The sequence below is a fragment of the Paenarthrobacter sp. 10N417 genome (assembly GCF_056394745.1).
Genome location: NZ_JBFTIL010000030.1, coordinates 40,202 through 53,669, shown reverse-complemented (window position 1 = coordinate 53,669; position 13,468 = coordinate 40,202). Strand labels below are relative to the sequence as shown.

Annotated in this window: 9 protein-coding genes; 4 read left to right on the top strand and 5 right to left on the bottom strand. The window is 62.2% G+C overall.

Annotated elements, in window-relative coordinates:
* Positions 1 to 341: 341 nt before the first annotated feature.
* Positions 342 to 1,454 carry a branched-chain amino acid aminotransferase gene (locus AC1DCM_RS25085; RefSeq protein WP_442017137.1) on the bottom strand — a complete coding sequence of 371 codons (1,113 nt, stop codon included), beginning with the start codon at positions 1,452 to 1,454 and terminating at the stop codon, positions 342 to 344.
* 117 nt (positions 1,455 to 1,571) lie between these two features.
* Entirely contained in the window at positions 1,572 to 2,624 is a 1,053-nt protein-coding gene (locus AC1DCM_RS25080) for a 3-isopropylmalate dehydrogenase (protein WP_477520107.1), read from the bottom strand.
* A gap of 123 nt (positions 2,625 to 2,747) precedes the next feature.
* Here AC1DCM_RS25080 and AC1DCM_RS25075 point away from each other — a divergent pair, with 123 nt between their 5' ends.
* From AC1DCM_RS25075 to AC1DCM_RS25060, 4 genes are all read left to right on the top strand, one after another.
* Positions 2,748 to 3,932 carry a sensor histidine kinase gene (locus AC1DCM_RS25075; protein WP_477520106.1) on the top strand — a complete coding sequence of 395 codons (1,185 nt, stop codon included), beginning with the start codon at positions 2,748 to 2,750 and terminating at the stop codon, positions 3,930 to 3,932.
* Between the two features lie 3 nt (positions 3,933 to 3,935).
* Positions 3,936 to 4,649 (top strand): response regulator, encoded by a 714-nt coding sequence (locus tag AC1DCM_RS25070; RefSeq protein WP_442003918.1) that lies wholly within the window; start codon positions 3,936 to 3,938, stop codon positions 4,647 to 4,649.
* A gap of 105 nt (positions 4,650 to 4,754) precedes the next feature.
* Positions 4,755 to 5,549, top strand: coding sequence for an ABC transporter ATP-binding protein (locus AC1DCM_RS25065; protein WP_477520105.1), 795 nt, complete (start codon positions 4,755 to 4,757; stop codon positions 5,547 to 5,549).
* 3 nt (positions 5,550 to 5,552) lie between these two features.
* Positions 5,553 to 8,018, top strand: coding sequence for an ABC transporter permease (locus AC1DCM_RS25060; protein WP_477520104.1), 2,466 nt, complete (start codon positions 5,553 to 5,555; stop codon positions 8,016 to 8,018).
* 118 nt (positions 8,019 to 8,136) lie between these two features.
* On the opposite strand, the gene metG is transcribed toward AC1DCM_RS25060, so the two are convergent.
* The 3 genes from metG to AC1DCM_RS25045 form a co-directional block, all read right to left on the bottom strand.
* Positions 8,137 to 9,696 (bottom strand): methionine--tRNA ligase, encoded by a 1,560-nt coding sequence (metG, locus tag AC1DCM_RS25055; RefSeq protein WP_477520103.1) that lies wholly within the window; start codon positions 9,694 to 9,696, stop codon positions 8,137 to 8,139.
* A gap of 103 nt (positions 9,697 to 9,799) precedes the next feature.
* Positions 9,800 to 10,555 carry an ABC transporter ATP-binding protein gene (locus AC1DCM_RS25050; RefSeq protein ID WP_431115569.1) on the bottom strand — a complete coding sequence of 252 codons (756 nt, stop codon included), beginning with the start codon at positions 10,553 to 10,555 and terminating at the stop codon, positions 9,800 to 9,802.
* Entirely contained in the window at positions 10,552 to 13,362 is a 2,811-nt protein-coding gene (locus AC1DCM_RS25045) for an FtsX-like permease family protein (protein WP_477520102.1), read from the bottom strand. The genes AC1DCM_RS25050 and AC1DCM_RS25045 overlap by 4 nt, the downstream gene beginning before the upstream one ends.
* Between the last annotated feature and the right edge of the window lie 106 nt (positions 13,363 to 13,468).

Sequence of the window (13,468 nt, the reverse complement as noted above, 5' to 3'; positions counted from 1 at the left end):
CTACGAACGACACCCAGGAAGATTCCGCCAACGCCCCACCACACCGGCCCCCGCCACACACGTCGGGATCAACCTCCCCCAAACCAAAACACCCCAAAAACTAGCCCAATGACTCCACACAGCTTGACAACTTTCGGTTCTCTCACATCTGAACCGTTTTCCACCGATGCTCGGTCAGTTTAAATTGGAAGGCGGCCCGCGCCTTTGATGTCCACATATCAGGATGTGCGCGAAGATCCCGGTGGAACGGTCAGGATGTGAGAGAACATCGGGCTATGACGACGGCGGCCCTTCCGCTTGTCACCAAGCAGAAGGGCCGCCGTCGTTCGCTTCATGCCGTATTAGACCAGGCGGGTCAGCCAGCCGTGGGTGTCCTCCACTGTGCCGGTCTGGATCCCCAGGAGTTGCTGGCGGATGGCCATAGTGGTTTCGCCAGCCTTTGCGTCCTCGGATCCGATGAATTCCGTGGCGTCCTTGAGGACACCGATCGGGGTGATCACTGCTGCCGTACCGCAAGCGAAGACTTCAACAATGTCGCCTGAAGCTACCCCATCGCGCCACTCATCGAGCGTGATCTTGCGCTCGGAAACCTCGCGGTCCATGTCCTTGGCAACCTGGATCACGGAAGAACGGGTCACACCTTCCAGGATGGTGCCGGTCAGTGCGGGAGTAACCAGCGAGCCGTCCTTCATGACGAAGAAGACGTTCATACCGCCGAGTTCTTCCACGGCGTCGTCGTTGAAGTGGTCCAGGAAAAGTACCTGCTTGCAGCCGTTGGCCTCAGCTTCCTGCTGGGCAATGAGCGAGGCGGCGTAGTTGCCACCGCACTTGGCTGCACCTGTTCCACCGCGGCCCGCGCGTGCATACTCACGGGAAATCCAGATGGAAACGGGCTTCAGTTCGCCACCGAAGTAGTTACCGGCGGGAGAGGCAATGACACGGAAGGACACTTCCCGGGCAGCTCGCACGCCGAGGAAGGCCTCGGTGGCAATCATGAAGGGGCGCAGGTACAGGGCTTCACCGTCGCCCGAAGGAACCCATTCCTTGTCAGCCTGCACGAGTTCGCGGATAGCACCCAGGAAGTATTCCTCGGGCAGTTCCGGGAGGGCCAGCCGGCGGGCCGATTTGTTCAGGCGCGCGGCATTCGCTTCCGGCCGGAAGGTCCACACGGAACCGTCGGCGTGGCGGTATGCCTTAAGACCCTCGAAGATCTCCTGGCCATAGTGAAGCACTGCAGCCGAGGGATCCAGGGAGATAGGTCCGTAGGGCTCGATCCGGGCGTTCTGCCAACCGCCATTGCCATCGGCGTCAACTTTGTAGTCGACGACGGCGGTGTGGTCGGTGAAGTAATCGCCAAAGCCCGGGTTCGCCAGGACGGCTGCACGCTCCTCAGCAGACTTCGGGGTTTCCGAAAGCTGCTGGCTGAATTCGACGCCGTGGGCAGTCTGAGTCATGTTTCCTCCACAGTCAGCTACCTGGTGGCGCGAAACGGGTCCCGGAGGAAGCGGTTCAGCGGTGGACCAGGGAAGCAGGTAAATAATTCAAGACAAGCTTACGCCTGAGAAAAGAGCCTAAAGTGCCGCCGCAATGGCATCGCCGATCGCCGCAGTAGTGCGCGGCTCGCCGGTGCGGCTTTCGACGTCGGCGACCACTGCCGCCTCGATCTTACGGGCCGCCGTGGTGTAGCCAAGGTGGTCCAGGAGGAGCACTGCGGAGAGGATGGCCGCGGTGGGATCGGCTTTCTGCTGTCCGGCGATATCCGGTGCTGAGCCGTGGACGGGTTCGAACATGGACGGTGCTGTGCGGTCCATGTTGATGTTGCCCGATGCCGCCAAGCCGATGCCGCCCGTGACGGCAGCCGCGAGGTCGGTCAGGATGTCGCCGAAAAGGTTGTCGGTGACGATGACATCGAAGCGCGAGGGATCGGTAACCATGAAGATGGTTGCAGCATCGATGTGCAGGTAGTCGTGCGTGACCTCGGGGAATTCGCTGGCCACAGCTTCAACGGTGCGCTTCCACAAGTGTCCGGCGAAGACCAGGACGTTGTGCTTGTGGACAAGGGTGACGTGCTTGCGGGGACGTTCGCTGGCGCGGCGGAATGCATCCCGGACCACGCGCTCCACGCCGTGTGCAGTGTTAAGGGAGACTTCCGTGGCAACCTCATGCGGCGTGCCACCGCGCAGGGTACCGCCGTTGCCGACGTAGGGACCTTCGGTGCCTTCGCGGACAACAATGAAATCGATGATGCCGGGGTTTGCCAGTGGGCTCCCGACGGTTCCGTACAAGCGTGATGGCCGCAGGTTCACGTAGTGGTCCAGGCTGAAGCGGAGCTTGAGCAGCATCTCGCGCTCGATGATGCCGGAGGGAATCCTGGTGTCACCCGGAGCGGCTCCCACTGCACCAAAGAGAATGGCATCACGCGTGCGGAGGTCTGCGAGGACCTCGTCCGGCAGGGTCTCGCCCGTCTCAAGCCAGTGCTGGGCACCGAGCTTGTAGTGGGTCTGCTCAAGGGCTACACCTTCTGCGGCGACAGCCTTTTCGAGGACCTTGACGGCTTCGGCGATGACCTCGGGGCCAATGCCGTCGCCGGGGATGACAGCGAGATTGATGGACGATGCACTCATAGGTCTATCTAGCCAAGCAATCCACATGCTGGTCAAAATCGTCTCACTCCTCGAACATTCTAGTGGAGCGAATCAGACCAGGGCATGACGCCCGGGCCCATAGCCAGCACATAGAGTCTTACCGTGGATAGAAGGCACGAGATATACGAATGGTTCCGGATCAACCGCTTCAAGGTAGACATGACGGCCATGTGCTTGCTGGTCCTCTTGTTCGGACCTGTCTATCTTGTGGCCGACCGCCCCTTGCTCTTTTTCATCTCCTGCGGCCTGCTGTTGCCCCTGGCGTGGCGACGCACGCGTCCCGTGGTCGCGGCCGCCGTCGTGGTTTTGGTGTGCCTGATCCAGTGGGCGATTGGCGCGGAGCCCGTGGCCGGCCAAATCGCCGTTCCCCTGGTCATCTATGCCACCGCTGCCTATGGACCGGCATGGGCGAGCCGGACGGTCCTGCTGCTTGGTTTGCTGGGCGGCGTCATGCTCACCACGCGCGAATACTCGAGCCCCGCGGAGTCCGGCATCATGGGCCTAACGATCGGGGCCCTCTACACAGTCCTCATCTGGATGCTGGTGCTGGTCAGTTGGACGCTGGGCGACCTTACCCGAGTACGGCGGCTCCAGCTCCAGGCCCTCGAGGACCGAGCCCGACGCCTTGAAATCGAGCAGCAACAAGAGCGCCAATTGGCCGCAGCTGATGAACGCTCCCATATTGCTCGGGAAATGCACGACATCGTGGCGCATTCCCTGTCCGTCATCATCACCCAGGCCGATGGTGCCCGGTACGCTGCCGCCGCAAAGCCGGAACTGGCCACCGAAGCGCTGGCCACGATCGCCGCGACAGGCCGGGATTCCCTCGGTGAGATGCGACGGCTGCTCGGCGTGCTGCGCTCGGATGAAGATGCGCCGACCAGGCCCCAACCGAGACTTTCCGATCTTGATGAACTCCTTCTGGGCTTCCGCGCTGCCCGGCTCAAAGTCTCCTTCGAACAACTCGGCACGCCTCGCCGGGCACTGCCGGCAGGTGCCGAACTCACGGCCTACCGGATCATTCAGGAAGCCCTCACCAATGTCGTGAAGCATGCCGGACCCCAAGCGGATGCGAGTGTGATTCTCACATGGCAGAGTCGCGGCTTAGAGCTGAACATCGCCGACGACGGTCGTGGCGCCGCCGCTGATCCGCCCGCCGCAGGTGGGGGAAACGGCCTCCGGGGCATGGCCGAGCGCATCTCGCTCTACGATGGTTCCTTGACCGCAGGCCCTTTGCAGGGCGGCGGTTTCCGTGTGTCCGCTTTCATTCCCTATTCGGAGGCCTAAGCCATGCTTGAACACCCCGCACCCATCAGGGTGGTGCTCGTCGATGACCAGCACTTGGTCCGCTCGGGGTTCGGCATGCTGATCAATTCCCAACCCGATCTCCAGGTGGTCGCAGAGGCAGGCAACGGAATCGAAGCAGTCCAGGCCCTCAGTGCCACCACGGCGGATGTGGTCCTGATGGATGTGCGCATGCCGGGCATGGACGGCATTGAAGCCACGAGACGCATTTTGGAACAGGCAGCCGGCCAGCCGTCGGGCTCCCAGCGGGCGGAGGTCAAAATTGTAGTCCTCACCACCTTCGACCTTGACGAATATGCTTTGGCTGCGATCCAAGCAGGCGCCAGCGGGTTCCTGCTCAAAGACGCTCCGCCCGAGGAATTGCTGGAGGCCATCCGGACGGTCTACCGTGGCGACGCGGTGATCGCCCCATCCACCACGCGCAGGTTGTTGGACCATGTGGCTCCGCTGCTTAGAAAGCAAACGTCGGAACAAAGCGGGCACGCGGCCGCAGTGGAACGCCTCACCGCGCGTGAACGCGAGGTTTTCCAACTGATCGCCCAGGGCCAGTCCAATCCGGAAATAGCCGCAGGATTGTTTCTGTCAGAGGCCACGGTGAAGACCCACGTCGGCCACATTCTGGCCAAGCTTGGAGCCCGGGACCGCGTGCAGGTGGTGGTCATCGCCTATGAGACAGGTGTGGTCGCCCCCGGAAGCTAGCGCATCGATTTAAGCCTCGGTCTCAGACCACAGTATGAGCTGACCTTGCCTGGAATGGGTCCCTGGCCCGATCCAGCAGCGCATCCCGGCACATAGCGTGAAAACATGACAACTTTCACGCCTCTCCCCCATCCAACAGGTAACGGCCGACCCGCTGAATCCGATGCAGCCAGGCCACACACAGCGGTTGAAGCTTTCGCGCTGACAAAGGGCTATGGACGCGGCGATACACGTGTCATGGCCCTGAACGAGGTATCCGTGGGCTTCGACGCCGGCAAATTCACCGCAATCATGGGACCTTCCGGATCGGGCAAATCCACGCTCATGCATTGCCTCGCCGGCCTTGATACGGCGGACTCCGGACGGATCGTCCTGGGCGGCACAGAGCTCACCGGGCTCAACGACCGCCAGCTCACCGCCCTTCGACGCGAGCGCATTGGCTTCGTGTTCCAGGCCTTCAATCTGGTGCCCACCCTTACAGCGGAGCAGAACATCACGCTGCCGCTCGCTTTGGCGGGAACAACCGCCGACGCCGGGTGGCTGGATACCGTAGTGAGCACCCTGGGGTTGAAGGACCGGTTGAAGCACCGACCACACGAGTTGTCTGGCGGACAGCAGCAGCGTGTGGCCGTAGCCCGAGCGCTACTGACGCGTCCCGACGTCGTGTTTGGCGACGAGCCGACCGGCAATCTGGACTCCAGAGCCGGCGGCGAAGTGCTTGCGCTCCTGCGTCGCAGCAGCCAGGAGATGGGCCAGACCATCATCATGGTGACCCATGACCCCGTCGCCGCAAGCTATGCCGACCGCGTGGTGCTGATGAGCGACGGTGGCCTGGTAGGCGAGATCCAGGAGCCCTCAGCGGAATCAGTTTTGACGGCTCTCGGAAAGCTCGGGGCTTAAGGCATGCTGCGCGTAGCTCTCTCCCAATTGACGACGCACTTCCGGCGATTCGTCGCAATCGGGCTCGCCGTGATGCTGTCCGTCATGTTCCTCTCCGCCACGCTCATGGTGGGCGCGAGCACCACTGCTTCCCTTGGCGCCAGTATCGGCGAGGCCTACCGGAACGCGGATCTTATTGCTGCATCCAAGAATGGTGAGGCCTTCAGCCAGGCCGCGGTGGATGCCGCGGCGTCCGCGCCCGCAGTCAAGGAACACTACGCCGAGCGATCCACCTACGTGACGTTCGTGGCCGGTGGCGGTGAGCAGCACGGCCGGCTGCGAAATACGGCGCCGTCATCCTTGGAGGGCGCAGTCTTGTCCTCAGGTTCCATGCCGTCGCAGCCCTTCGAAGCCGTCATGGATGTCAAGACCGCAGAGCATCTCGGACTCACCGTTGGAAGTTCGCTTGGGCTGCACGGTGCCGGACCCGTCAAGAACGCCAAAGTGAAAATTACCGGTCTGATTCAGGCCACGAATGATCCATTCTCGTCCTCGGCGCCCCAGCTGGTCGCTTCAGAGTCTGTCCTGAACGCGGTGCAGGATGCCGGAGCAGGATATTCGGGACTGCAATTCATCCTCCAACCCGGCGAAGACGTCTCCGCAGCGAAGGAGTACATCGCGCACCGCATGGAAGCGGCAGGCGCCGACGCCCCCATCCTGGAAACCGCACAGGAGAAGGTCACATCCACGGTGGCCATGCTGAGCGCCGGTCAGGACCAACTCACAGTGGTACTGCTCGCCTTTGCCGGTGTCGCTATCCTCGTCTCCACTCTGGTGGTGGCCAATACGTTCTCCGTGCTGGTAGCCCAGCGAACAAGGGAACTGGCGCTTCTTCGGTGCCTCGGCGCAGGACGGTCCCAGATCCGCAGATCGGTCATGCTGGAGGCACTGGTGGTTGGATTCATTTCCTCCGTGCTTGGCGTGGTTGCCGCAACCGGCCTCATGTACGGGCTCATCGCCTGGGCGAAGACACAGCCTGAGCAGGCTTTTGCCACCCTGGCCGTACCGCCGTCGGCAATCATCGCCGGCCTTGTGGCCGGAACGTTGCTGACAGTCGTTGCAGCCCTCGTCCCCGCCAAAGCTGCTACCGCGGTCGCTCCTCTGGCTGCCCTAAGACCTGCCGACGACGCTGCTGTTGGCAACCGGCGCGGCAAGGTCCGCCTGGTTCTTGGCCTGGTGGCGCTCCTCGGCGGCGCGTCACTGCTGTTTTTCGGCAGCACCACCGTCTCGCTGCTGATTGCCTTGCTCGGAGGAGCCCTCTCCTTTGTGGGGATCCTGCTGTGCTCAACCCTGTTCATTCCCACGGTAGTGGCCTTGGCTGGACGTTTGGCCGCACCTGTGGGTGTTCCCGGGAAGCTGGCTGCAGTCAACGCCACGCGCAACCCCGCCCGTACGTCGGCTACCGCCGCGGCTTTGCTGATTGGCGTCACTCTGGTGTCCCTGATGATGACCGGCGCCGCAACCTCACGGCAAGCTTTCGACGATACCCTCGCTGAAAATTATCCGGTGGACCTTGCAGCGATGACCGCGGCCGGTGCCATTGGCTCCAGCAATACCGCTGTCTCCCGCATCAAGGCAATCGACGGTGTGGATACCGCAGTCCTGCTCCCGGCTGTCGGTACCCTTGCCGAGGCCACGCCTGATGGCGGAAATACCGTCTATTCACTTTCCGCAGCCGATGCCGCGTCCGTGCTGCGGGACAGCACATTGCAGCCAGGCCCCGGTGCCGTCTACCTGCCTGAGGACTCCACAGGCGGAGCCGCGAAAATCTCGACGGCGGCCGGTCCCGTATCGCTGGATGCCAAGGTCCTGCGGACGCGTCACATCCCACCCTTCGTTGAGACCTCCAGCATCCCTTCCAGTGCCTTGCCGGAAATGCCCGGCATGGTGTGGGTGAAACTGGACGACTCAGTATCGGCAGACAGTGTCCAGGCCATTCAAAAGGAAGTGGCCGCAGCTTTGGGCGTACAGGAGCGCACTGTCAGCGGCGCTGCCATCGAGCGCGTGACTTTTAACAGCATTATCGACGTCCTGTTGCTGGTGGTCACAGGCTTGCTGGGCGTGGCCGTGGTGATTGCCCTGATCGGTGTGGCGAACACGTTGTCCCTCTCCGTCCTTGAACGAACGCGCGAGAACTCCTTGCTGAGGGCACTGGGCCTGACGAAGGGCCAACTCCGGGGAATGCTCGCGATCGAGGCCGTGCTCGTAGCTGGTGTGGCCGCAGTCCTGGGTGCAGGCATCGGCATCGTCTATGGTTGGCTCGGCGCCCAAGCCGCTCTTGGTGGTGTGGCTGATGTTGTTCCGGCGGTTCCGTGGCTGCAGCTCGCAACGGTATTCGGCGTGGCTGTGGTGGCGGGCTTGCTGGCCTCCGTGATTCCTGCCCATCGTGCAGCCCGGCTGTCTCCTGTGGAGGGCCTGGCCACGGCCTGATCCGTCTCCCACATCGACCTGCCATATGAGAAATGCCCTCTCACTTCCTGCCCCTGAATGGGAGGACGTGAGAGAGCATTTCTGTTTTAGGGCAGTTATGTGCGAGAGGGAATGGTGCCTAGGCTTCCGCCGGTTCCTCGTAGCGCGGGAAGATCGGCGCCGGAGCCGGAAGTTCAGTTCCCGGAACGATCGGCGTGGCGATGGCAGCAAACTGCCTGGCATCGCCTTCGGGCTGTCCGAGCACCTCAAGGAGCTTGGCGGAAGAGGAAGGCATCACCGGCTGGGCGAGGATCGCCACGATACGGACAACTTCCAGGGTGACGTACAGCACGGTATTCATCCGCTCGACGTCGGTCTTCCGCAGCACCCACGGGGCCTGATCGGCGAAGTAGGCGTTGGTGTCGCCCAGCACTGTCCAGATAGCCTCCAGGGCGCGGCTGAACTCCTGCTTGTCAAAGGCGCCCCGGGCGGTAGCCAGCAATTCTCCGGCCTTGGCGAGCAGCGCGTTGTCCTCGGCCGTGAACTCTCCGGGGACGGGAACCTTGCCTTCACAGTTCTTCGCGACCATGGACAAGGAACGCTGGGCAAGATTGCCGAAGTTGTTGGCCAGGTCCGAATTCATGCGGCCCACGATCGCCTCATGGTTGTAGCTGCCATCGGCGCCAAAGGGGACTTCCCGGAGGAAGAAGAACCGGCACTGGTCCAGCCCGTACTGCGCCACGAAGTCCTGTGGGGCGACAACATTGCCCAGGGACTTGGACATCTTCACGCCGTTGTTGGTCAGGAAGCCGTGGATCATGACGCGCTTGGGCAATGCGAGCCCTGCGCTCATGAGGAATGCCGGCCAGTAGATCGCATGGAAGCGGGAAATGTCCTTGCCGATAACGTGGACATCGGCTGGCCAGAATTTCCTGAAGGACTCGGACTCGACGTCCGGGTATCCGGCGCCGGTGAGGTAATTCGTCAAGGCATCCACCCAGACGTACATGACGTGCTTCTCATCGCCCGGAACAGGGACACCCCAGTCGAAGGTGGTGCGGCTGATGGAGAGATCCTCAAGCCCACGCTTCACAAAGCTGATGACCTCGTTGAACCGGGACTGCGGCGCACCAAACTCAGGCTGGGCCTCATAGAGGGCTAGGAGTTTCTCCTGGTAAGCGGACAAGCGGAAGAAGTAGCTCTCCTCAGCAGTCCAGGTGACCGGGGTGTCCGTCTCTTTCGAGTAGCGGAGGCCGTCTTCCTTGACGACGGTATCGTCCTCAACGTAATACGCTTCGTCGCGGACCGAGTACCAGCCCTCGTACTTGGACAAGTAGATGTCACCGTTCGCTTCCATCTTCTTCCAGATGGCTTGCGACGCCGTGTAGTGGTCCGGGTCCGTGGTGCGGATGAAACGGTCATGGGAGATTCCCAGGTCCTGGCTCATCTGCTTGAACGCCGCCGAGTTGCGATCCGCGAGCTGCTTGGCCGTAATGCCTTCCTTCTCGGCCGACTGCTGCATCTTGAGCCCGTGCTCGTCCGTGCCGGTCATGAAGAACACCTCATGACCGTCGAGGCGCTTGAACCGCGCCATGGCATCAGTCGCGATGACCTCGTAGGCGTGTCCGATGTGCGGCACGCCATTGGGGTAGCTGATAGCGGTGGTGATGTAGAACGGGGATTTCTCTGCAGACGTCACTCTAAGAAGTTACCTTTTTTTCGGATGGAATGACTGGACCGGCCGCAAATGACGGCCGGTCCGGTCTGTGCCGGATATTCCGGCGAAGGAGCAGTCTTGCGGACTAGTTCAGTTCGGTCAGCGTATCGCTGAGCCGGACCAGTTCGTGGTCGTGTGAAGCCACGAGCACAGCGATGCCATCACTCGTGGTGTCCTTCAGGATGCCGATGATGCGGTTGGCTGCAGCACGGTCCAGGCTGGCAGTGGGCTCATCCACCACCAGTACGCGGGTGCCCAGGATCAGGGCCCTCGCGATTGCCACACGCTGGCGCTCACCGCCGGAAAGCTGGGCGGGACGGTGCCGCATGCGGCGTCCGAGGCCCACCAGGTCCAGGAGGTCCTTGGCCATCTCCGTGCGCTGTTCCACTTCTCCATCCGGCACGGCGGGCAGCAGCACGTTCTCGAGGGCGCTCATGCCGTCGATCAAGGCGCCGCCCTGATCGACGTAGCCAATCAAGGCACGGCGCCTGTCAGCGATTTCGTCGTCGCCCATGGACGCCAGGGACTGGCCTTCCCAAAACACGGTGCCCGACGTCGGCAGGGTCAGCCCGGCGCTGACGGTCAGGATACTGGTCTTGCCCGAGCCGCTTCGGCCGGCGATGCAATGCATCTCGCCCGCGTGCAGGGTGAGGTTGAAGTCATCCACGACGTCGACTTCCTCGGCGCCGCCCTTGTCTCCGCCGTAGTGGATGGTGACGCGGCTGAGCTCCAAGGGTGTGGCGTGGTCGGATGCCCGGATGATGGTGTTGGCACGTGTCTGCAGCGACTCGTCCGTGGATTCCGGGGTCGCCGTCAGCTCGGGGTTGAGGTTGTCAGTCATTTGACTACTTTCGTTGCAATCGGAATCCAGCAAATTACGGCCAGCAGCCCGGCCAGTCCGGCCCAGAGTGCTGCGTACGGAGCAAGGAGCAGCCCCAGTCCAAGGGCACCAAGGACGCCCAAGGGAAGCGCCACGGTGCCGACAAGTGCATTTTCAAAGAAGCGGACCTGGCCCAGCATGTCCGGGTTCCAGCCCATGGCACGCAAAGTGCCCAGATACTCGCGCTTGGCGTGGAGCTCGAACCGCCCGGTCACGAGTGTGAGCAGCAGACCCACAACCACGCCGAACACAGCGAGGATCACGCTTGGCAAGGCGATGCTCGCCGCGGCCAGCCCACTCAAGGCACTGGCTCCTGCTGCCCGGGGAATGTCGATCAACAGTGCGATCAAGGCCCCCACTGCGGCACCGAAGACGCCTACCGCCACGGCCAGCGAGACTGAGTTGAAACGGTTGGTAGTGAGCTGCCTGTTGGCGAACGTCAAGGGCGAATCAACAGTGACGAGGCGTTCATCATGCTGGGGTTCCTGGTCTACCTCCACGCGGTGACGCAGCTGCTGGGCAGCCAGCAACGCAGCGCCCACGTAGATGATGAGCATGGTCACTGAGACGATCACAGTGGCAAGGTTCCAACTGAGCAGGCTCAAAATGATCCCTGCCGCGGCCAAGGCAGCCGCGCCCACAGCGAACTCTTCGAGCACCCAGGACCTGACGCGCTTCTGCGTCCAGCCCATTGCCCTCAGGATGCCTGCTTCGCTCCGGCGCTGCCGGATGTAGCTGACCGTCGAGGCACCAGTCAGGAGCGTGGCGCCAAGAAGCGTCAGGAAGAGCAGGGTGATGTTAGTCCCTGTCAGCGAACCCGAAACGGCGTCAGCCGCGTCCTGCCGAACCCAGGACTGCTGGACAGTGCCCAGCGGGGATTCCTTGCCGGCGTCGTCCTTGCTGTACCCGGGGACGAAGATATTGGCGTCTTCGCGGGCGGAACCCGCCACCACGGTCGCTTCAAGGCCGAGTTCACGGATCTGGGCAGCGAGCTTTTCAACGTCCGGCTGGGCCTGCTTCCACGTTCCAGTGGCAGTGGCGCGGACACGGATGGCGTCGATGACGTCGGCGTTGGTGTCATAGCCACGGGCTGCGGCCAGGCCGTAATAGTCAGTGATGGCGCCGGCCGACTGGCTGACCAGACCTGTGGCGCTCAGTGATGGCTTCAGGACAGTGCCATTGGCATCCTTGCCCTCAGCGTCCTTGCTCAGTGTCAAGGGAGCCGGGTCATAGCCGCCCAATGGGAGCTTGTTGACGTCACCGGCTGCGGCCTGAACGTCTGCCGGATTAAAGGTGCCGTACACCATCGGCATGGGAGTCGCGGGCTTTTTTCCGGTTTCCAGGTCTTCCCGGTAGGAGCGCTCATCCACAGGCTTGCGTTGGGTCTGGTCTACCGCTGCGCCGAAGGACGACTTTTCCGGAAGGCGGTTGACTGTCACCCAGTCCCCCGGCGTTGCAGTCTTGTCCGAAGCACCATTGGAGGCTTCGTCGCCCTCCTTGTACTTCGGGGCTGCAGCAAAAGCAGTACTCCAGGTCGCCGGGTTGTAAAGTCCCTGGCTGAAGGAGGCAGTACTGCCCAGGAGTTGGCTGTGGTCAGTTGAACCCGGCCATTCAAGGGCAAACGGGGCCTTGGAAACGAACGGCAGGTAATCCTTGTCCAGGGACCGCGTTACAGTGCCGACATCCTTGACTACTTTGCCCGTGTTGTCGATTTCCTCGATCTTGACCGAGTACTTCAAATCCAGGGACGTTCCCGAGCGAACAATCAGCGGAATGGCCTGGGAGTCATCGGTCAGCAGTCCGTCACGCTTTGCCTGCTGGTACTGCGTCATCAAGGGGGCCCAGTATTTCAGCTTCACACCCAGGAAATCGGGTCCTTCTTCAAGCTGGTTCATGCTGAGGCCGCTGGTGAAGAGGCTTTCGAAGTGCCGTCCAATAGCGCCTGCATTGCGGGCGTCCGCTGGCGGAGCCTTCTCCAGGGGTGCAAGGAAATCACCTGCGGAGCCCAACAACGCCCGCTCGGAGGCAGGATCGACGGCGACGACGGACTCAGTCACCTCCGGCGCCAGTGGAAGCGCCACCGAAAGATTGAAGAGGTTGTGCTCCGAGCCCAGTGCTGGAGCGGGGAACTTAATCCCGGTCTCGCCGTCGGGACCTGCGATCCGGACATTCGAACCACCGGCAGCCTGTTCCTGGATCAGACGGCCCTTGCCCAGGGTGCCTTCGGCGCTCGTCTTGAAAAGGGTTTGCTGGTTGACGCCATCGGAGCTTGTGGCGGAGGCCGTCAGCCGATACTTCTTGGGCGTGTCGGACAAAACGGATTCAGCTGCGGGCCACTTGCTGGAGTCCATGGCCGAGGGGTCCCCTGCAGTTATGCCACCGGCAAGGCCGGCGTTGTACCCCAGATAGTCCATGGCATTAAGGCGCGGAGCCTCGAGGTTCTGCGAAACGCGCGAAACGAGGCTGATGGGAGCAGCGACTGCCGTCTGGCCCATGGTGCGGATTTTCTCCAGCTGCTCAAAGCTGATGCCGCCCTGCCCATTGGCGATTTCCGGCTGGATCAGTGCACCGCCGTCCCCGTCCTGTGAGGGGTCCGGCTTTGCCTGGACCAGGATGTCGTAGAGTCCCCGCGAGTTCTCATCCACAGTCCTGTTCAGAGCGGCCTGTGACTGGCTCTGGACTAGGACGGACAAGCACATCGCGACGATCAAAATGGCCGCGGTCAGCAGCAGCACACGGCTTCTGATGAACCTTTGGACGGCGTTCATTGGGCTCCCTGAGACCTTGATTGCGGGCGCGCACACATGCTCCGTGAATCCTTGAAAAACACAAAGGAATTCCGGGCTCTATGTGCAAAAAGTAGTGGCCGGCCTG

What these genes read in the sequence shown, in the direction of transcription:
- AC1DCM_RS25085 (WP_442017137.1), bottom strand. Translation starts at nt 1,454, where the DNA reads ATGACTCAGACTGCCCACGGCGTCGAATTCAGCCAGCAGCTTTCGGAA.
- AC1DCM_RS25080 (WP_477520107.1), bottom strand. Translation starts at nt 2,624, where the DNA reads ATGAGTGCATCGTCCATCAATCTCGCTGTCATCCCCGGCGACGGCATT.
- AC1DCM_RS25070 (WP_442003918.1), top strand. Translation starts at nt 3,936, where the DNA reads ATGCTTGAACACCCCGCACCCATCAGGGTGGTGCTCGTCGATGACCAG.
- AC1DCM_RS25065 (WP_477520105.1), top strand. Translation starts at nt 4,755, where the DNA reads ATGACAACTTTCACGCCTCTCCCCCATCCAACAGGTAACGGCCGACCC.
- AC1DCM_RS25060 (WP_477520104.1), top strand. Translation starts at nt 5,553, where the DNA reads ATGCTGCGCGTAGCTCTCTCCCAATTGACGACGCACTTCCGGCGATTC.
- AC1DCM_RS25050 (WP_431115569.1), bottom strand. Translation starts at nt 10,555, where the DNA reads ATGACTGACAACCTCAACCCCGAGCTGACGGCGACCCCGGAATCCACG.
- AC1DCM_RS25045 (WP_477520102.1), bottom strand. Translation starts at nt 13,362, where the DNA reads ATGAACGCCGTCCAAAGGTTCATCAGAAGCCGTGTGCTGCTGCTGACC.